This is a genomic window from Streptomyces sp. 12E, assembly GCF_055633275.1.
Window position 1 is genome coordinate 3103017 of record NZ_JBVNCJ010000001.1, and the last position, 18941, is coordinate 3121957.

The 18941-nt window shown below is 72.0% G+C and carries 15 protein-coding genes; 4 read left to right on the plus strand and 11 right to left on the minus strand.

The window, feature by feature from the left end; genetic code table 11:
* Nucleotides 1-22: 22 nt before the first annotated feature.
* Genes ACZ8ZB_RS14340 through ACZ8ZB_RS14350 form a run of 3 tightly spaced genes read right to left on the minus strand, consistent with a single transcriptional unit; the run spans nucleotide 23 to nucleotide 3389 of the window.
* Entirely contained in the window at nucleotides 23-907 is an 885-nt protein-coding gene (locus ACZ8ZB_RS14340; protein WP_470738111.1) for an SDR family oxidoreductase, read from the minus strand.
* On the minus strand, nucleotides 904-1857 hold the full coding sequence (locus ACZ8ZB_RS14345; RefSeq protein WP_470738112.1) for an alpha/beta fold hydrolase: 954 nt from the start codon (nucleotides 1855-1857) through the stop codon (nucleotides 904-906). The genes ACZ8ZB_RS14340 and ACZ8ZB_RS14345 overlap by 4 nt, the downstream gene beginning before the upstream one ends.
* Entirely contained in the window at nucleotides 1854-3389 is a 1536-nt protein-coding gene (locus ACZ8ZB_RS14350) for a flavin-containing monooxygenase (RefSeq protein WP_470738113.1), read from the minus strand. Before ACZ8ZB_RS14350 ends, ACZ8ZB_RS14345 begins: the two co-directional genes overlap by 4 nt.
* A gap of 177 nt (nucleotides 3390-3566) precedes the next feature.
* Between ACZ8ZB_RS14350 and ACZ8ZB_RS14355 the strand changes: the two genes are divergently transcribed.
* Nucleotides 3567-4187 carry a MerR family transcriptional regulator gene (locus ACZ8ZB_RS14355; RefSeq protein WP_470741480.1) on the plus strand — a complete coding sequence of 207 codons (621 nt, stop codon included), beginning with the start codon at nucleotides 3567-3569 and terminating at the stop codon, nucleotides 4185-4187.
* Here the strand turns inward: ACZ8ZB_RS14355 and ACZ8ZB_RS14360 are convergent.
* Both ACZ8ZB_RS14360 and ACZ8ZB_RS14365 read right to left on the minus strand, forming a co-directional pair.
* Nucleotides 4184-4669: an NUDIX hydrolase gene (locus tag ACZ8ZB_RS14360; protein WP_470738114.1), complete on the minus strand. Its 486-nt coding sequence runs from the start codon at nucleotides 4667-4669 to the stop codon at nucleotides 4184-4186. The two genes, ACZ8ZB_RS14355 and ACZ8ZB_RS14360, sit on opposite strands and share 4 nt — an antisense overlap.
* Nucleotides 4669-5481, minus strand: coding sequence for an exodeoxyribonuclease III (locus ACZ8ZB_RS14365; protein WP_470738115.1), 813 nt, complete (start codon nucleotides 5479-5481; stop codon nucleotides 4669-4671). The genes ACZ8ZB_RS14360 and ACZ8ZB_RS14365 overlap by 1 nt, the downstream gene beginning before the upstream one ends.
* 115 nt (nucleotides 5482-5596) lie before the next feature.
* Between ACZ8ZB_RS14365 and ACZ8ZB_RS14370 the strand changes: the two genes are divergently transcribed.
* Nucleotides 5597-6076: a GNAT family N-acetyltransferase gene (locus tag ACZ8ZB_RS14370; RefSeq protein ID WP_470738116.1), complete on the plus strand. Its 480-nt coding sequence runs from the start codon at nucleotides 5597-5599 to the stop codon at nucleotides 6074-6076.
* A 287-nt stretch (nucleotides 6077-6363) separates the two neighbouring features.
* A complete protein-coding gene (locus tag ACZ8ZB_RS14375) occupies nucleotides 6364-7335 on the plus strand; it encodes a hypothetical protein (RefSeq protein WP_470738117.1) in 972 nt (323 codons plus the stop codon).
* Nucleotides 7336-7395: 60 nt separating this feature from the next.
* Here the strand turns inward: ACZ8ZB_RS14375 and ACZ8ZB_RS14380 are convergent, their stop codons facing one another.
* From ACZ8ZB_RS14380 to ACZ8ZB_RS14405, 6 genes are all read right to left on the minus strand, one after another.
* Nucleotides 7396-9585 carry a DEAD/DEAH box helicase gene (locus ACZ8ZB_RS14380; protein WP_470738118.1) on the minus strand — a complete coding sequence of 730 codons (2190 nt, stop codon included), beginning with the start codon at nucleotides 9583-9585 and terminating at the stop codon, nucleotides 7396-7398.
* Nucleotides 9582-10925, minus strand: a complete 1344-nt coding sequence (gene brxD / locus ACZ8ZB_RS14385) for a BREX system ATP-binding protein BrxD (protein ID WP_470738119.1) — start codon at nucleotides 10923-10925, stop codon at nucleotides 9582-9584. Before brxD ends, ACZ8ZB_RS14380 begins: the two co-directional genes overlap by 4 nt.
* Nucleotides 10922-13660 (minus strand): BREX-2 system phosphatase PglZ, encoded by a 2739-nt coding sequence (pglZ, locus tag ACZ8ZB_RS14390; RefSeq protein WP_470738120.1) that lies wholly within the window; start codon nucleotides 13658-13660, stop codon nucleotides 10922-10924. The genes brxD and pglZ overlap by 4 nt, the downstream gene beginning before the upstream one ends.
* Nucleotides 13657-17610 carry a BREX-2 system ATPase PglY family protein gene (locus ACZ8ZB_RS14395; RefSeq protein WP_470738121.1) on the minus strand — a complete coding sequence of 1318 codons (3954 nt, stop codon included), beginning with the start codon at nucleotides 17608-17610 and terminating at the stop codon, nucleotides 13657-13659. Before ACZ8ZB_RS14395 ends, pglZ begins: the two co-directional genes overlap by 4 nt.
* Before the next feature lie 161 nt (nucleotides 17611-17771).
* Entirely contained in the window at nucleotides 17772-18137 is a 366-nt protein-coding gene (locus tag ACZ8ZB_RS14400; RefSeq protein ID WP_470738122.1) for a hypothetical protein, read from the minus strand.
* Nucleotides 18137-18472: a hypothetical protein gene (locus tag ACZ8ZB_RS14405; RefSeq protein WP_470738123.1), complete on the minus strand. Its 336-nt coding sequence runs from the start codon at nucleotides 18470-18472 to the stop codon at nucleotides 18137-18139. The genes ACZ8ZB_RS14400 and ACZ8ZB_RS14405 overlap by 1 nt, the downstream gene beginning before the upstream one ends.
* Before the next feature lie 162 nt (nucleotides 18473-18634).
* Here ACZ8ZB_RS14405 and ACZ8ZB_RS14410 point away from each other — a divergent pair, with 162 nt between their 5' ends.
* Nucleotides 18635-18931 (plus strand): GntR family transcriptional regulator, encoded by a 297-nt coding sequence (locus ACZ8ZB_RS14410; RefSeq protein ID WP_470738124.1) that lies wholly within the window; start codon nucleotides 18635-18637, stop codon nucleotides 18929-18931.
* Nucleotides 18932-18941: the final 10 nt, after the last annotated feature.

The following is an 18941-nucleotide window of genomic DNA, read 5'->3' on the forward strand; positions in this document are numbered from 1 at the left end:
CCCGTCACCCCACGCATGTCGATCAGTCACGGACCGTGTTCCGGTGCTGCTCATCGGCGTCGCCGCCCGCTCCGACCAACCCCGTGCGGACCCCGGTGAGCCGGTTCCCGAACCGCCGCATCTCCCGTTGTCCGACCGTCCCGACGACCGCGGGCAGGCAGCCGCGCACGCCCTGCATCCCGCGCAGCCACCACTGCCCGTACACATGGCTCGCCCGCCGCTCGACGCCGGCCACCAGCCGGTCCACCGCGGGCCCCAGCGGATAGGTCTTGTTCGACGGCCACGGCAGCCGCTGCCGCAACTCCCGCATCACGTCGTCCTGATCGGCCCCGCGCACCATGTCGGTGTCGGTCCACGACAGGTACCCGACGCCCACCTTCACGCCCCGGTGGCCGACTTCGGCCCGCAGTGCGTGCGCGTACGCCTCCACACCGGACTTGGAGGCGCAGTACGCCGTCATCATCGGCGCGGGGACGATCGCGGCGAGCGAGGCTATCTGCAGCAGGTACCCGCGGCTCTCGGTGAGCAGCGGCAGGAACGCCCGCGCGGTGACCGCCGATCCGATCAGGTTCACCTCGATCACCCGCCGCCAGGACTCCGGATCGGAGTCGGCGAACGGACCGCCCGTCGCCACACCGGCGTTGGCGACCACGATGTCGACCCGGCCGAACCGCTCCCGGACCTCCTCGGCGACCCGGGCCATCGCCTCGTGGTCGGTGACGTCCGCGTACCAGTGGTCGCTGTCGCCGTGCAGCCGCGCGGAGACGTCCTTGAGCGCGTCCGGCTCCAGCCCGACCAGCGCCACCCTCACCCCGCGCGCGGAGAGCTTGCGCGCCAGCAACTCCCCGACGCCGCGCGCCGCTCCGGTGACGACGGCGACCTTTCCTTCGAGACTGACCCTGCTCATGCGCTCTCCTCGGCGGGTACGGCGGGTACGGCGGGTACGGCGGGTACGGCGGGTATGCGGGCGGCGGCCAGGGCGCGGATCTTCCCGGTGACCAGGCCGGGAGCCTCGACGGGCGTCATGTGGCCGACGCCGGGCAGCTCGGTGACGCCGAGGCAGTTCGGCAGCGCGGCGGCCAGCGAACGGGCGTGCACGGGCGGGGTGAGCCGGTCCGCGCCACCGGCGACGATCTCGACCGGTACCCGCAACTGGGCCAGTGCGTGGTCGAGATCGAGCCCGTCGAGCACGTGCGACCAGGCGTGGCGCACCGCGCGCGGACAGGCGTGCACGATGCGGGCGCACGCCTCGACCATGTCCGGGGCGGAGGCGGGGCCCATGGTCGCGTACTTGAGGATCCGGCCGGCGAGCGGCGTGACCGGGCCGAGCGGGGCCCGGGATCCGAGGACGCGGCCGGTCAGCCGGCTCCGCAGCCGTCCCGGCCGCAGCGGCAGCACCGTCGACTCGGCGACCAGCCGCGAACTGCCCGTGCTGCACAGCAGGACGGCGGCCACGTGCGCGCGGAACGCGGGCCTGCCGGCGGCGGCCATCACCGTCATCCCGCCCATGGAGTGCCCGGCGACCACGGCCTGTTCCCCCGGCGCGAGGGTGGCGGCGAGGACGGCCTCGAGGTCGTCGGCGAGCGCGTCGGTGCTGCACGCCGGGCTCGCGGGGGTGCGTCCGTGGCCGCGCTGGTCGTAGGCGATGACCCGGTGGTCGGCGGCCAGTTCGCGGATCTGCGCGGCCCAGAAGGCGGTCGAGCAGGTCCAACCGTGGGCGAGGACGACCGCGGGCGCCCGCTCGGGACCGTGCACCTCGACGTGCAGCCGGGCGCCGTCGGCGGAGCGGACGGTCAGTTCACGGGCGGCGGCGGGCGGGGCGTACGGCCCGGAGGTGACGTGGGCGAGGCGGCTCACGCGGCCGCCCCGGCGTTCTCCCGGTCGTGCTCCGCCGCGGACGGGACGCCGCGGAGCACGGCGTACTCGGCGAGGTCGACCCGTCGGGTCTCCCGCCGGAACTCACTCGTGGTGCCGGGCCAGATGGTGGTGTTGCGCCCGCTCTCGTCGAGGTACCAGCTGGTGCAGCCGCCGGTGTTCCACACCGTGCGCCTCATCCGCTCCTGCACCCGGTGGTTCCAGGCCCGTACGGCGCCGGGCCGGGCGTCGAGGGCGACCCTGCCGCCGAGGACGTCGAGCTGGCGGAGGTAGTCGGCCAGGTAGTTCAGCTGGGACTCGATCATCAGGATCATGGAGGAGTTCCCGAGGCCGGTGTTGGGCCCGATGATCGTCATCCAGTTGGGGAACCCGGCGGCCGAGGCGCCGCGCAGCGCCTGCATCCCGTCGGCCCAGCTCTCGGCGAGGGTCTTCCCCTCGGCGCCGACGACCCGCTCGGCGATGGGCATGTCGGTGACGTGGAAGCCGGTCCCGAACACGATCGCGTCGACCTCGGCCTCGGTCCCGTCGGCCCCGACGACGGTCGATCCGCGCACCTCGCTCAGCCCGCCGGCCACGACGTCCACGTTGGGCCGCGCGAGCGCCGGGTAGTAGGTGCTCGACAGCAGGATCCGCTTGCAGCCGATGCGGTAGTCGGGGGTGAGCTTGGCGCGCAGAGCCGGGTCCTTGATCGCGCGGCCCATGTTGCGCTTGGCCAGCTGCTCGACGAAGCCGAGCTCGCCGGGGTGCTTGGTGAACGCCTGGACCTGCAGCTCCCTGATGCCCCAGAGCAGTCCGCGGCGCAGCTTGGTGGTGACGGGCAGCGCCCGGTGCAGGGCGCGCTCGGCCCCGCTGATGGGCCGGTCGACGCGGGGCAGGACCCAGGCGGGGGTGCGCTGGAAGAGGGTCAGCCGTGACACCAGCGGCTGGACGGCCGGCACGATCTGGATCGCCGAGGCGCCGGTGCCGACCATGGCGACCCGCTTGCCGCGCAGGTCGTAGTCGTGGTCCCAGCGGGCGGAGTGGAACACCGTGCCGGGGAAGGTGTCGAGGCCGGGGACGTCCGGCAGCCTGGGCTCGGACAGCGGCCCGGTGGCCGACACGACCACGTCCGCGCTGAGACTCCCGCTGCTGGTCTCGATCTCCCAGCGCAGCCGTTCGCCGTCCCACACCATCCGCTTCACCTCCGAGTCGAAGCGGATGTGGGGCCGCAGCCCGAAGACGTCGGTGACGTGCTCCAGGTAGGCGCGGATGTGCCGCTGCCCGGAGAAGGAGCGGGGCCAGTCGGGATTGGGCGCGAAGGAGAACGAGTACAGGTGGGACGGCACGTCGCACGCGCACCCGGGATAGCTGTTGTCACGCCAGGTGCCGCCGACGCTGCCCGCCCGCTCCAGGACGACGAAGTCGGTGATCCCCTCGCGCCGCAGCCGCACGGCGGCCCCGAGTCCGCCGAATCCCGACCCGACCACCGCCACCCGTACGTGTTCGTGCCCTTGTCCGTGCTCGTGCTCGGCCATCCCGAAGCCTCCACGCATCGCTCAGAACTCCGCCAGTGAACACTGGCGCAATGGGGAGAGTAGAGCAGCTCCGTACTGAGGGGTAGGGGGCCGACAAGGAAAGTTACCGTCGGTACGCCCTAGGCTGCTCCTGTGGCAGAGGACAACGCGGACCCTGGTGAGCGGCGCGAGTACCGCATGGACGAGCTGGCCCGGCTGGCCGGCATCACGGTGCGCACCCTGCGCTTCTACCGCGAACGCAAGCTGATCCCGCCACCGCGCCGCGAGGGCCGCATCGCCTGGTACGACGACCACCACCTGGCCCGTCTGCGCACGATCACGGCGCTGCTGGAGCGCGGCCACACCCTGAACGGCATAGCGGAGCTCGCCGAGGCCTTCGACCACGGCCGGGACGTCGGCGAGCTCCTCGGCATGGACACCCCCACCGAGGAGACCCCGGTCCGCCTCACCCCCGAGGAACTCGCCGACCACTTCTCCGGGGAGGTCACCCCGGAGAACCTGGCCGCCGCACTGGACCTCGGCTACCTGGGCGTCGACGGCGAGGAGATCGTCCACATCAGCCGCCGCCTGCTGGACGTGTCGTCGGCCCTGGTCCGCGAGGGCATCCCGCTCGCGGAGGTGCTCCGCGCCGGCGCGGAGGTCCGCACCCACGCCGACACCCTGGCCGACCTCTTCGCCACCCTGATCCTCCGCCACGCCCCCGAGGACTCCCTGCACCGCCTGCGCCCGCTGGCCCGCGGCGTGGTGGACGCGGAACTCTCCCTGGCGCTGGACCGGCGCCTGAACAAGCGGGACTAGGCGTTCCTCACGTACCCGAGGTCGACCGGCGCCGCCGGCGGACCGTTCCGCCGCACGTCCGCCAGCAGCTTCGGCAGCTGCGGCGGCCACAGCGGCTCCGTGTCCCCCGCCAGCTCCTGCGGCGACCACCAGCGCCACCGCAGGATCCGGTCGGCGGCGTGCGCGGCGGCGAGGTCCCCCGTGAGGTCGCGCCGGGGGCCGTGCGCGAGGAAGATGTGCTCGCTCTGCCGCACCGGGACACCGGCCCGGGTGAAGTCGTGCTCCCACCGGCACAGCACGGTGCCGTCGAGCGCGATGTCGTCCCAGCCGGTCTCCTCGCGCAGCTCCCGCCGCGCGGCCTGCTCGGGCGTCTCCCCCGGCTCCATGCCGCCGCCGGGCATCGCCCAGTGGACGCCGACCTCGTCGTTGTCGTACCGGAACATGAAGACGGCCCCGTCCGGATCCAGCACCGCGACCCGGGCGGCCCGCCTGGGCACCCGCATCAGCCGGCCGCCTGCTCGAAGACGACCGTCACGGGCGCGTGGTCCGACCACCGCTCGGCGTGCGTGGCGGCCCGCTCGACGTAGGCCTCCACCGCGCGGGCCGCGAGCCCCGGGGTCGCCACGGCGAGGTCGATCCGCCACCCCGTGTCGTTGTCGAAGGCCCGCCCCCGGTACGACCACCAGGAGTACGGCCCGTCCACATCCGGATGCAGCGCCCGCACGACGTCGACGTACCCGCCGTCGTCCGCGGCGAAGACCCGGGAGAGCCACTCCCGCTCCTCCGGCAGGAACCCGGAACTCCTGGTGTTCCCCCGCCAGTTCTTGAGGTCGACCTTCTCGTGGGCGATGTTCCAGTCCCCGCAGACCACGACCTCCCGCCCGTCGGCGGCGGCCCGCTCCCGCAGACCCTTCAGGTGGACGAGGAACTGGTCCATGAACCGGACCTTCTCCTCCTGCCGTTCGGTCCCGACCTCCCCGGACGGCAGGTACAGCGAGGCGACGGTCACCCCGGGCAGATCGGCTTCCACGTACCGCCCGCTGTCGTCGAACTCCTCCGACCCGAACCCCACCTGAACGCGCTCGGGCTCACGCCGGGTGTACAGGGACACCCCCGCACGCCCCTTGGCGGCGGCGGGGGCGTGCACGACGTGCCACCCCTCGGGCTCCCGCACCTCCTCCGGCAGCTGCTTCGCCTCCGCCCGCACCTCCTGCAGGCACAGCACATCGGCGGAGGTCCCGGCCAGCCACTCCACGAAGCCCTTCTTGGCGGCGGCCCGCAGTCCATTGACGTTGACGGAGGTCACAGTGAACAAAACACACTCCCAGCCCTCACTGTCGGCCCCTCCCCGGACACATTGACGGAGGTCACAGTGAGCATCAGGGCACGATACGACACTCCACGTCCGGGCGTGTTTTACGGTATTCGGCATGGAAATCCGCCCGGTCCCCTACGACCACCCCGACGCCGTGAAGCTGGACGCCGAAGTCCAGGCCGAGTACCACGTCCGCTACGGCGACGGCGGCGACGCCACCCCCATGGACCCGGCGGACTTCCGGCCCCCGAACGGCGTCTACCTGATCGCGTACGACGAGGCGGGCGTCCCCGTGGCCTCCGGCGGCTGGCGCGCGCAGGACGCCAACGACGAGGGCAACCGGGACGGCGACGCCGAGCTGAAGCGCATGTACGTGATCGAGCAGATGCGCGGCCGGGGCCTGGCCCGCCGCATCCTGGCCGCCCTGGAGGAGGACGCCCGCGCCGCCGGCCGCGTCCGCATGGTCCTGGAGACCGGCACCAAGCAGCCGGAGGCCATCGCCCTGTACGCCTCCAGCGGCTACGAGCCCTGCGAGAAGTTCGGCTACTACCGCTTCCACGAGGAGAGCCTCTGCTACGCCAAGGCGCTGCGGTGAGGCGTACCAGGGGTGTGCCTCACCCACCGCACAGCCATTGCCTGCCTCTCATGCGTTAAACGGCACCAACGCCTGGCGTTGAAGGTGTCTTCTGTGGCACCCTGATCGCCAGGCAGCAACGGGATCTCGTCCGTCGCCAGATCACCAGCCGCTATTCAGCCAAGGAGTCCGCGGTCGCACCCGGACAACCGGCATCTCTGTCACCCCAATTTTCGCACCCGGACGCCATCCGATGGCGGGAATCCCGCTTCCGTGTTGACGCCTGTGCATTATCTGGAGGTTCAGCCATGTCGGCAGAATCGGGTTTCCCGTACCGCCTTTTCCTGACTCAGCACAAGGCAAAGGGAACCGTACTCTTCAGCGTCCACGAGACAGCTCATGGACCGACCTTGAACGCTGTTGCGACGTTCGGTGCCCCCTCCGAGGCTCACATGGTCGCCGCTGCCCTGAACGCTGCCCTGCAGGGCGGAGACGACGCGATGTCATGGCTTCACCGGTGCGCGACCTCCCAGGGGGGACCTCGGGGCAAGGCCATCGCCGACCTTGTGGAGGACATCGAGGCCAGGCATCGTGATGCGGAAGGAGCCCGGACGGCCCACAAGGCTGCTCGCACCTTCGCGGCGAACCTGGAGCACCCCGGCTTCGCACTGCTCTCGCTTTTTCCCACGACGGCTTGCGGCAACTGTTCAATGTGCGGCTGCACCGTCGCAGAGGACTGCTCCGAGTGCCCTGTCTGTGACGATGACGGCCGCGGATGCGAGAACTGCGGCATCGTCGAGGTCACCCCCAGGACCGCGTACGTGCTCCACCACGAGCTCAGGCAGAAGGCAGACAGCACCTACCTGACGGTCCGGTTCGGCTTGTGGGAGTACGGCGTCCCGGACAGCGTCGATTCCCAGTCGGACTGGTTCCTGCTCCACTGCGCCCGGGCCTACGACGATCTCGCCAACGACCTGCTCATCGGCAGAGTTCCGAAGCCTCGCTGCCTGGGAGAAAGCGTGGCACTTGGTTACATGGTCTCTGACCTTCTGGGTAGCACGCTCGACGACTCCGTGTACGAGCATGCGGCCTATCGAGAGCTCCCCGCTTCCCGTTACGACAACGACTGGGAATTCCTCGCGAGTGGGGAATTCGCCACGAATGACGAGGTAAAGCACTTCCTGGATGCAGGGACCATCGAAGAAGACCTGTGGAAGGATTGGTTCACAGCGTATCCGGGCTCCGAGTCCAGAGACAGGGACCGCGGATTCCGCTGCTGAGTATCGTCCCCTGCGCGGCATCGGCACTCTGACTGGCTGTCGCGGGAACCGAGACCCGCGCTACATGTTGCCGAGCGTCACAAAACGCACCGGCTCCGCAAGGACCTTGCCGGCGCCTTCCTCGTCCGCCCCGCGCACGGCGAGCGTTGTCTCGGCGAGCCGGGGCGGCAGGGCCTCACCGAACTTCAGGCCGCGGACGGCGTGTCCGTCGACATCGGGCAGGCACAGACCCGCGCGGGTGTCCGCGAGGGCCGTCCGCCAACCTTCGGCGGTGACGTCGTCGCGGACCCGTATCCACTCGCCGTTGGCGCGCCGGTGCGGGACCGCGACCGACGGCAGTGAGGCGGCCAGCGTGGCATTGGCCCGGTGTCCCGCCCAGGTCCACCAGCGGGTGTCTCCGTCGGAGCGGGTGACCACCGTCCCTCCCGGATGAACGGTGTGGAGGTTCTCGTCGCGCGCCTCGGCGAGTTTGACCGTGGCTCGTTGGGTCAGCCGCACGGGTGGGTCCTCGCCCAGGAGAACGTCACGGGCTGCGCGGGCGAGGGCGAAGGAACGGACCCGTTCGGCGCCGAAGCCGCTCCAGCGGGCCCGTCCCCCGCCATCCGCCGGTTCCACGAAGCAGCGCTTGCGGCTCCAGTCGATGTAGGTGACGAGCCAGCTGCGGCCCGCGAGGAGCAGTTTCCGGGGGCCGTCGATCTGCTCGGTGAGCAGATCGGGGTCCGTACGGCCGATCTCGGTGCGGCCGTTGAGGACGGTGAACTCCGGGGGTGCCGTGAACACCGCCGTCAGGTTCATGAAATGCCGGTAGCCATAACGGCGTTCGGCCTCGGGGCCGATGAAGAGGAGTCCGCCGTCCCGGTCCAGGTACCCCTGCTCGGTCAGGTGGCGGACGACGGGTTCGGCGCCGGCGCCGAAGGGGCCGATGTCACCCCACCATTCCCGCCACAGGCTCTCTCCGACCCGGTTCTCCTGCAGGCACAGGGCCAGGAGTTGCTGGGCGACCAGGTGGCGGGGGTCGGGCGGCGCGACGACGGGTTCCACCCAGCCCCGGGACCACTGGAGCAGCAGTGCGGCCGCCGACAGCAGTCCCTCGGGGCGGACCGCCAGGAAAAGGCAGTTGCGCGTGGTGCCGGGGCGTCGGCCGGTGCGGCCGAGGCGTTGCAGGAAGGAGGCGACGGTGGACGGCGCGTCCAGCTGGATCACCCGGTCGAGGTCTCCCACGTCGATGCCGAGCTCCAGTGTGCTGGTGGAGACGATCACGCAGTCGCGCTCCTCAGCGAAGGCGGCTTCGGCGCGCCGCCGCTCGTCGGCCGAGAGGGAGGCATGGGAGAGGAACGTGGTGACGCCCTTCGCCCGGAGCTGGGCGCCCAGTTCCTCCACGAGGCGCCGGCTTTCGCAGAAGACGAGGCGTTTCTCACCGCGGTGGAGGGCTGCGATCACGGTCGCGGCGTTCGCCACGGAGCCGACGTAATCGAGTTCGATGTCCCCGGGCGGCGGTGCCGTGGGGGCCACCGCTCCGGTCCCATGGGCCGTCTCCTCCACCCGGTCTGCGCCCGCGTTCCCGGGCAGGCCGGGTGCCACGACCCGGGCGGGGCGACGCCCCTTCCCTGAACCCTGGAGCCAGGCCAGCAGCTCCTCCGGGTTGCCGATGGTCGCCGACAGACCGACGCGTTGCAGCGGGCGCCCGGCGACTCGCGTCAGGCGCTCCAGGACGGCCAGCAGGTGCCAGCCCCGGTCGTCACCGGCGAATGCGTGCACCTCGTCGACGACCACGGTGTGCAGTCCGGAGAAGAAGGAGCGGTGGTCGACGTTGATACTCACCAGCATCGACTCCAGGGACTCGGGTGTGGTGAGCAGGACGTCGGGACGCCGGGCGAGGATGCGGCGCCGCCGGGGCGAGGTGACGTCGCCGTGCCACAGTTCGGCGGTGCGGCCCAGCCATTCCGTGTAGGTCGCCAGTCTGGGGTGCAGATTGTTGAGCAGTGCCTTGAGCGGGCACACGTACAGCACGCTGGTGCCCTTCCAGCCGTGCCGGCTCATGCGGGTCAGCAGCGGGAAGGCCGCCGCCTCGGTCTTGCCTCCGGCGGTGGGGGCGAGCAGGAGCGCGTCCTCTCCGGCCAGGAGCGGTGCGATCGCCGTCTCCTGCAGCGGGCGCAGGGAGCGCCAGCCGAGGGAGTTGACGATGTGGTGGCCGAGGACGGGATCGAGGAGGTCGAAGACGTCCTCGGCCGGTTCCGGGACGGCGCTCACGACGGGTCCGGGTCGAGGGTGAGCTCAATGTCCCCGGCACGGGCGACCGCGTTCCGCTCGGTCTCGGTCAGCTCCGAGCCGCGCAGGGTGAGCGCGTAGTGCAGGCGCGGGTCGAAGTCGGCGAACTCGTCGATCCGGTCCAGTACGTCGGCGACGAGCTTGCGCAGGTAGAGCCGGGGCGCGATGCCGACCTTGCCGCCGAGGGAGCCGGTGACCGCACGGGCCAGTTCGTCGAGGTAGGCATCGTCGGCCCGCTCGGTGAGGCGCGCGGGGTGACGGGCTGCTCCCGAGTACAGGTCGCGTACCTTGCGCCCGAGTTCTCCCAATGCGGTGAGGTCGAATCCGGGCAGCCGCAGCTGCACGGCCCGTGGGGAGTCGAAGCGCGGGTCGGTGGTGAAGTCGGTGGCCAGGCGCTGGGCCAGCGGAGCCAGGCGCTGGACGCCCTGCTGCCCGTCGTAGAAGGCAGGAGTGCCGGTGATGACGAGGAAGAGTCCGGGGAACCGGCCGGCGTCGATCTCGTCGAGGAGCTGGCGGAGCGCGTTGAGGGACTTCTCCCGGACGTCGCTGCGGACCCGCTGAAGGGTTTCCACCTCGTCGAGGACGAGGAGCAGTCCGGGGTGTCCGCAGTCCCGCAGGACGGTGAGCAGGCCCTGCAGGAAGCCGAGTGCGCCGAAGTGGTCGAGGTCGCCGCGCACGCCGGCGGCGCGTTTCGCGGACGCGGCCACGGACCGCTGACCGCCGAGCCAGGAGATCATCGCCTCGGCGTGTGCGCCGTCCCCGGCCGCCACGGCTCGCCGGTAGCCGCGCAGGGCCGCGGAGAAGGCCGGGGTGGTGCGGGCGACCTCGGCGAGGCGGCGCTCCAGCAGTTCGTCGACGGCTTTCGCGAGTGCGTCCTCGTCGTCGTCGGCGATGTCGCCGCCGTCGAGGATCTCCTCCTCCAGGGCGTAGAACCAGGAGTCGACGACGGCCCGGAGCGCGGAGGGCGGGTGGGTGGCGGTGGTGAGGCGTTCGACGAGTCTGCGGTAGACGGTCTCCAGGCGGTGCAGCGGGGTCTCCGTCTCGGAGATCTGCACCTCGCTCACGGCGAGCCCCTGGCGCTTGGCCCGTTCGGCGAGCCAGCGCGCGAAGAACGTCTTGCCGGAGCCGTACTCGCCGCGCAGCGCGTGGAAGGCCGCACCGCCGCGGGCCACGGTGGCGAGGTCGTCGTCGAGGGCGGCTTCGAAGCGTTCGAGTCCGACGGCGAACAGGCCGAGTCCGGTCTGGGGCACGGTGCCGCGCCTGAGGGCGTCGATGACGTCCCGTCGGCGGGCGAGGCTGATGTCCGGTCCGGGTGTGGTCATGCCGTGTCTCCGAGGAACTGCTGGGTGAGCAGCGCCTTGTCGAGCTGGACGGTGCGCCCGGACTCGACGAGCTGGAGCACGGGGTAGCCGTCGATGTTGAGCAGGCGTTCCAGCACGGTGGCGAACCGCTCGGGGTTGCGCTGCGACTTGCCGGTGGCCGTCTGGGCCGCTGCGGCCACCGCACCGGGCGACAGTTTCCCGCCCGCGGCGAGCAGGGCGTCGAGGACGGCGGCGACCGCCTTGTCGGCCGGGGCGAGCCGGACGAACTCGCGCTGTGCCTTGTACGAGGTCGACTGCACGGTCCGCTCTCCGAGCGTGGCCCGGCCGGGGGCCGAGGCGCGGTCCGCGGTGCGCGGCTCCGGTTGCGGCAGGGATGTCCGGACGGCGACGGGAGCGGCCTCGGTTCCGGAGACGGAGGGCGAGCCCTCGTCTCCCCCGTGCCACCAGCCGGGCGCGACGCGTTCGGCGGGGAGCAGGGTCCATCCGGCGGGGATCCGGTCGGTGGACGGCACGAAGGTGATGACGGGCACGGTGATCTCGGCGAGGGAGGCCCCACCGTGGTAGCCGGCCTGCCGCGCGGTGTAACGCAGGTCCTCCCGCCATGGCAGGACGGCCCGCCCGCCGTCGGTCCGCACCCTCGGTCCGGCCACTGCGATCTCGCCGTCGCCGGGGGTTCCGGTGCGCCACCGGGCGCCCTGGACGCCGTCGGCGGCAGGCATCTGCTGCCCGCGCGGGGTGCGGTCGAGGACGTGGCCGTGGTCGGAGACAAGGACGACGGGCCGTCCGTAGTCGCGGGCGGCGTTCAGCAGGTCGGGCAGCTTGGCGACGTCGCCGAGCGACCACCGGCCGCGGGCGCCTTCCCGACCGTCGGTCAACGCGTCGTCGATGGTGTTGAGCACGACCGCGACGATGTCATCGCCGGCCAGGACTTGGAGGAGCTCTGGGGCCAGTCGGTGGCCGGGCGGTCCTTCGTAGCCGCCCTTGTGGAAGAGGTGGGCGCCCCGGTGGCGCTTCTTCCAGAAGGTGGTGAAGCCCGCGCGTTCCCTGTCCTGTCCGCCGTCGGCCGGCTGCCCGCACAGCAGGGAGACGCGGCTGGTCCGGGTGACGGACGGGAGCATCGACACCGCCGCCTGCCGGGCGGCCTCGGCGCCGGGCCGGGGCTTGGGGACGACCTCGGTCCACACCCGCCGGTCGAGTTCACCGGCGAGCTGGACGGCGACGTCGGCGCTCATCCCGTCCAGGACCAGGATCAGCGGCTTACCGCCGTCGCGGGCGAGGGGTGCGGCGGCCTCCGCGAGGACGTCCTCGATCAGCAGGGCGCCACCGGGCGCCTGCTGGGACGCGGTCTCCGTCCACCGGGCGAGCCGTCGGGCGAACGCCTCGTCGAGCCGCGTGCGGCGGGTGCGGACGGCCTCGATGAGCCGCTGGTAGGCGTCCGCGACGGCGGGGTCCCGGGACGTCTCCCCTTCGGCTAGGACGCCCACGGCGAGGTCGGCCCAGCCGGAGGAGGCCAGGTGGGAACGGACGCCCTGGGCCACCGACTCGACCGGCGGCAGGGGGGTCTGCGTCCAGCGCACCAGCCGGACGGCGGTGCGGGCCGTCTCGGTGCGCTCGGCGTAGAGGCCGCTGAGGTGGTGTTCCGTCAGGTCGTGCAGGGCGGCTTCGGCGGGTGCGGCCGGTCCGTCGAGGAGGCCGGCCAGCCGGCGCAGCCGGGCCTGGTAGCCGGAGGGGAGCAGCCGGTCGGCGCCGAGCAGCGGGCTCAGCCGCACTTCGGCGGCGAGCTGGTCGGCGCGGTGGAGGACGTCGAGGACGCGGTCGCGGGCCTCGGCTCGCTGGGGGCCGCTGCCCTCGGCCTGGGCGATCCAGCGGCTGAGGACGCCGGTCGCGGCGTTGGCGAAGGGCCGCAGCGCGTCGAAGGAGGGCAGGGCGGGGCCGAAGAGGGTGCCGAGGGCGAATCCGGCGGCTTCGGCCGAGGAGGAGGAGAGCGCCGCCGACGCGAGTGCCCCGAGCGGCAGGGCGTCCGTGCCGCGGCCGTCGGCGGCGAGGGCGAGCAGGGTGGGTGCGGCGAACCCGACGGTCTGGGCGAGCCATTCGCCGATCCCCTCGCGTTCGGCGGGGGGCAGGGCGGCGAAGCGTTCCGGTCCGTCCGGGGTGCGGGTCCAGATGAACAGGGTGTCGGGGTCGAGGTCGAGGGTGTCGGCGGTGGTGTCGCCGAGTCCGAGTCGTGCGGCGATGAGGGCCCGCACCGCGCGGTCGCGAGTGAGGACGGTGCCGGCGCGGGGCCAGCCGTCGACGGGTTCGGCCTCCAGGAGGGCGTCGAGGAGCCACCGTTCCCCGGCCATGCGGCTGTCGAGGTCGGTGGCGCCGAAGAGCTGCTTGACGATGTCGGCGCGGTCGACGGCGAGGGGGTGGTGGCGCACGGCGTGGGCGCGCAGGTCCCAGCCGAGCTGGTCGGCGGGGACGTGTCCGGTGACGACCAGCACGTCGGCGCCGTCCGGGTCAGCCTCGGCGCGGTGGTGCCGCCAGGCGTCCACGACGCCGAGCACGGAGTCCTGGTCGCTGATGCGGATCCGGCGGGTCCGGCCGTCGACGCGCAGGCTGAACTCGGTCTCCCGGCCGCGGGCCTCGTAGGCGGCGTCGACCAGGACGAGCCGCTGTCCCTCGGCCTTCGGGAGTTCGGCCTGCAGCAGCACCTCGATGGCGCGCCGTCCGACGACGGGACGCGAAGGCGTCACCGCGTACCTCCGGTGTCCGCGCCACCGGTCTCCCGGTCGGCCTCCCGGCCGGTGCCGTCGGCCGTCCGCCAGATGATCTCCACCTCGGTGTCCGGGTTCCCGGCGCGGAACTGCTCGATCTCCTGCCGTACGGCGGCCAGCTCGGTCAGCAGGCTCTCCAGGCCGCTGCTCCCGGCGCCGATGACCCGGCGGACCCCCCGACCGGAGACGGCCGCCGCTCCGGTCGCGCCGCCGGGAGCGGTCGTACTGGCCTCGGCTCCCGCGGGCGGCAGGGTGGGCTCTCCTTCGGTGGGGCGCGGCAGGACCGGCTGCGAGGGCACGGGCGGGTTCCCGTGGTCGGTCAGTGGCACCTGCTCCGGGCCCGGCGCGGGCGGGGCGGGGGGGACCGGCGGCAACGGCGCGGTCCGTTCCACCCGGAGGGCCGCGTCGACGATCGCCATCGCTGTGTCCCGGACGCCGCCGAGCACCGGCACCAGGGGCCGTTCGTATTCTGGGGCGCGGGCGGCCTCGGTGATCTGGGCGAGGAGCCGTCCGGCCCGGTCGCCGACACTGTCGTCGCGCCCGGCGAGCTCGCGGACGCTGGTCAGCAGCCGCCAGTCGGTGGCGTCCAGGGCGGCCAGGACGTCGGCGGCGCTCTCCATGGCGTGCGCCAGTTCGCGGGCAGGTGTCCCGTAGGAGACGGCGGCCAGCTCCTCGACCAGGGCGGTCGCGTCGGTGGTGTGCCGGCCGAGCCGGGCGAGCAGCCCGGCGGCTTCGCGCAGCACGGCTGAGCGCGGGGCGGGCTCGCTGCCGTCGAGTCCGAGCAGGGCGGCGTGCCGCTCTAGGGTGGCGCGTACGGCCACCACGTCCTCCTCGAGCTTCCCGGCCTTGGCGCGGACGTCCTCGGCGAGCTTGCTGACGTGGCGGGCGTAGGGGTTGGGCTTGGCGGGGACGCCGAACAGGCGGGCGGCCTGGTCCCGGGCGGCCTCGTACGCCTCCTTGGAGGGCAGCGGCTGGGCGCGCAGGGCCCAGCCGGGCCCGATGGACATCAGGTCGGGCGCCGCGGTCTCCGGGCCGGAGTGGTACACCCAGGCCCGGTCGTCGAGCAGCGCATACACGGCGATGAGCAGGTTCTCCACGCCCCGGTCGAGGCCGGTGTGGCCGAGGTCCTCGGCGATCCAGCGGCGGATGTCCTCGGCCTTCAGCAGTTCGCGTTCCCCGTGCCTGGCGGCGACCTGGTTGATGCGGGTGCGCCACTCCGCGCGCAGCACGAGCGGGCCGTCGTGGACGGTGCCGAGTTCCAGCGGTTCCACGATGCGCTTGACGGTGGCCAGTTCGCTGTTGTTGTGGATCTCGACGCGGCCCTCCTCGTCCATGGCCCGCGTGATCCATTCCAGGGTGGTGCGCAGCTCCCCCGCGGTGACGGCCTTGCGCTGGCCCCGGGCGTCGGGGCCGAAGTCGGGGTGCTTGTCGTGGAGCGCGCCGAACAGACCGTCCGCGAGGTGGAGCACGTTGTCGGCGAACGTCTTGCCGCCCTCGGGCTCGGGCCGCGGGAACTTCGGCCACAGCGACAGCACGTGACGACCGTCGACGACCTCGGCGCCCTTGGTGCCCTCCCTGGGTGCGGCGATGCCGTAGACCTCGCCAAGCGACTGCACCAGGGTGCCGGTGAGGTTGTCGCGGCCCATCTCCAGCTGGCGGCGGACCTTGGCGCGGTCGTCCGGGGCGAGGGTGCGGGTGTGTTCGTCGAGCCGGTTGCGCTCCAGCAGGAAGGAGATCCGCATCAGCCGGCCGAGCTGGGCCTTGCGCTGCTCGGAGAAAAAGTCGGGCAGCCACACCAGGGTGGGCTCTTCTACTCCGTTGTCCTTCAGCTCCATGACCCGCTGGTAGTCGTAGGACGGGCGGCGGCTGTCGTCCTCGTCCCACGGGTAGTCGACGACGATGCGGACGTGGCCCCGGGTGCCGGGGCCGAACTGCTCGTCGGGCATCCTGCGGGAGTCGCAGACGTTACCGAAGACGAACTCGACCGTGCGCTTGGTGCCGCGCCAGACAATGTCCTTCTGGTCGAAGATCTCACCCTGCCTGACGCCGAGGAGCTCCCACAGCCGGTCGCGCACCCACACCCGGCGCACGCCGTCCCGGTCTTCGCCGGCGACCGCGTCGAGGATCGGTTCGACGTCCAGGTCGGACAGGTGTAGCGAGAAGACGGGGTCGGTCTCCCCCTCGCTGCGGATCTCGGTGATGAACTTGCCCTGCAGCGCCGCCATCCGCTCGGCGACCTTGTCGCCCACGGGCACGGTCCGCGAGTGCACGGAGCCGTGGTTGAGGGCGGCGAGCCGGGCGCCGGTGAGCCGGCGCAGTGCGGGCACCTCGGGCGCGAGGGCGGCGAGCAGCAGTGTCTTGACGAAGCGCTCGTCGGCGGCGAACTCGGGGTGGTCGGCGCGGCCGTACTTGCCGAGCAGGAACTCGCGGGCCTTGCCGTGGAACTTCCTCGCCACGTCGGCCTCGTGCGCGAGCCGGTCGGTGAAGGCGGCCCCAGTCTCGTCGTCGAGGACGTCCCACAGGTCGCCGAGCGGGATGAGCCGGCCGAGGGGGGCGTCGGCGTTCTTCTCCAGGAGTTGCTGGACGAGCTGCAGACCGCTGCGCTCGCGCTGGAGCGCGCCGGACAGCGCGACGAGCACGTTCAGCAGCGCGGGCGACAGCGGGTAGACGGCCCGGAAGTCCTCCCAGTCGGCGCGGGTGGTGCCCTCCTCGTCCAGCAGGACGTCCTTGACCTGCTGGTTGGACTTGTCGATACCGCGGAAGGCGGCCTGCAGGACCTCTTCCTGTCCCGGCCGGGGCTTGAGCACCCGCTCCTTGATGATCTCCGGGAGGTTGCGGTCCTCCAGGTTGATCACGGTGAAGCGCTTCCTGAGGTACTCGAGCGCGTTCTCCATGTTCTGCACGTCGGAGCCGAGGATGTCCTTGCCGACGAGCTGGGACAGGTCCCGCTGGCGGGAGATGAAGGAGATGATCGGCACGGGCCGGTCGGGGTTGTCCGACTCGATCAGTTTGACGAGTTTCTGGATCTCCTCGTTGACCCAGGTCCGCTCCCGCATCCGGGCCTGGAGCCAGAGGATCAGCTCGTCCAGGAACAGCACCACGCCGTCGTAGCCGAGTGAGCGGGCGTGCTTGCTGACCGTGCTGAGGCCGTCGTCGAGCGAGACGAACGTGTCGGCGCCGCCGGCCGCGCTGGCCGCGTACGACTTCATGGGCCCGTTGATCAGGGCCGTCACCAGGCGCTCGCGCCCCGGGTCGCCGGCGGGTGCGGCGAAGGCGGCGTCCAGCTCGGCGGCGGTCCACGGTGTGGGGGCGACGGCGCCGATGGGGGCGAGGCCGTCCGCGGCGACGGGGGCGGGGGCGGTCGTTCCCGCGCTGGGCAGCAGCCGGACGAACGCGTCGTCGCCGAGCGAGTGCCGCAGCGTGCGGGCGTCCTCCAGCAGCGCGTCCGACTTGTAGACCGTGGGAACGGGCACCTCGGGGTGGAGGGACCGCACGGTCTTGACGTAGCCGCCCAGCAGGGCCGACTCCAGGTTGGCGGAACCGATCAGGTGGTACGGCACCATGAGGAACTTCCGGCCCGGCAGCCAGTCGCCGTGCTCCGCGATCACCTCGCGCAGCCGGGGCTTGGTCCGGACGTCCGGGTCGCCGTTGAGCACGGCGTGCAGCACGGTCAGGAAGTGGCTCTTACCGGAACCGAACGATCCGTGCAGGTAGGCGGCGTACGAGGTGTTCTTCCGCACGGCGCCGCGCACCATCCGCAACGCCTTGTCGAACTCCTTGGCCAGCTGCTCGGTGACGACGTAGTCCGCCACGGAGCCGGCCGAGGAGCCGCCGAATCCCTGGGAGAGCTCGACCTTGAAGTCGCCCGCCTGGGCGTCTTCCCTGATGTCGAGGACGTCCTTCAGTACGACGTTTCCGCCCCTGGCCATCAACCGCCCCTGCTTCCCACAGCGTCCCGCCCGACCGCCACCCGGCCGGCTGTCCGGCGGGGCCCAGCGGTCACCCGCACCCCGCACACAACCCTTCCATCCTGCCAGCTCGGCGGGGCGGGGGTGGATGGTGCGCGGGAGCGGGGTGGCAGGGGTGCCGGTCAGGGGGACTGCTCCGGGGAGGGGGCGGCCTCGGGGTCGTCGCCGGGAGTGGTGACGTCGTGGTCGTCGCCTTCGGCGGCGGGCCGGGGCAGACGTCGCCCGCGGGACTCCGCGATACGCAGGGCGTCGGCGAGGCACTCGGTGAGCCGGATGGCGCCGTACCGCACCTCGACGTGCGGGGACAGCGGATCCTCCAGCACGCGCCGGGCACGCTCGAGCACGTCCAGGCCGTCGGCGAGCTGCTGGGCCTCCATCTCGTCGGCCAGCCGCGAGACGTATCCGTCGTCCTCACCGTTGGCGAGGAAGCAGGGCTTTCCGTCCGGCGTGGACCAGGGCAGCAGCCGGAGCGAGGGGTACGACTCCATCACGCGGCCACCTTCCCCGCGCCGAGGAGGTGCTGGTCGAGGTCGATCCCGAAGTCGGCGGCGAGGACGAGGGTGACCCTGCGGCGACGCCGCTGACGTGCGCGTTCCTGTTCGTGGGCGGTGAGGTAGGGGCGGACGAGGCGGGAGTCGACGCCGTCGAGGGGGAGGTGCAGGCAGTACGGGGAGCGGTGGAGGGGGAGGCAGACAGAGTCGGTGGCGAGGGCGGGGCCAGTGGTGAGGTGCACGGGACGGAGGTCACCCGCGCGGTGGGTGCCGGTGCCGGGACCGAAGAGAAGACCCAGCCAATGGGTGAGGCGGCGGATAAGGTCGTGCATGTCGACGCTCCTTTACAGCGTTGGCCGCGCCCCGGGAGGTCTAGCCACCTCGCCGGGGTCTCTTGTCCGCCACTTTGCCGCAGGATGCGTTAGGTAGCAATAGGAAGCATACGGTTGCACCCGTACGTGGTGCGCTGCTTTTCCCCGCTTTAGCGTGCATCCATGTCTGATGAGCGTGAGTGGAGACCCGACCCGGCAAGTCATGTCTACGTGTACCTACAGGTCGTGCACCACATCGCTGAGCAGATCCGTACCGGGCGGCTCCCCGCGGGCGCACGTCTCCCTGCTGAACGCGATCTCGCGGAGCAGTACGGCGTAGCCGTCAACACCATCCGTCGAGCCGTCCGCGACCTACGCGACCAAGGGCTGGTCATCACCGTTCCCATCAAGGGAACGTTCGTACGCCCTGAAGCACCCTCCATCAACGCACCGGCAAATGAAGACGGGACCGCCGACTGACAGTCCCGTC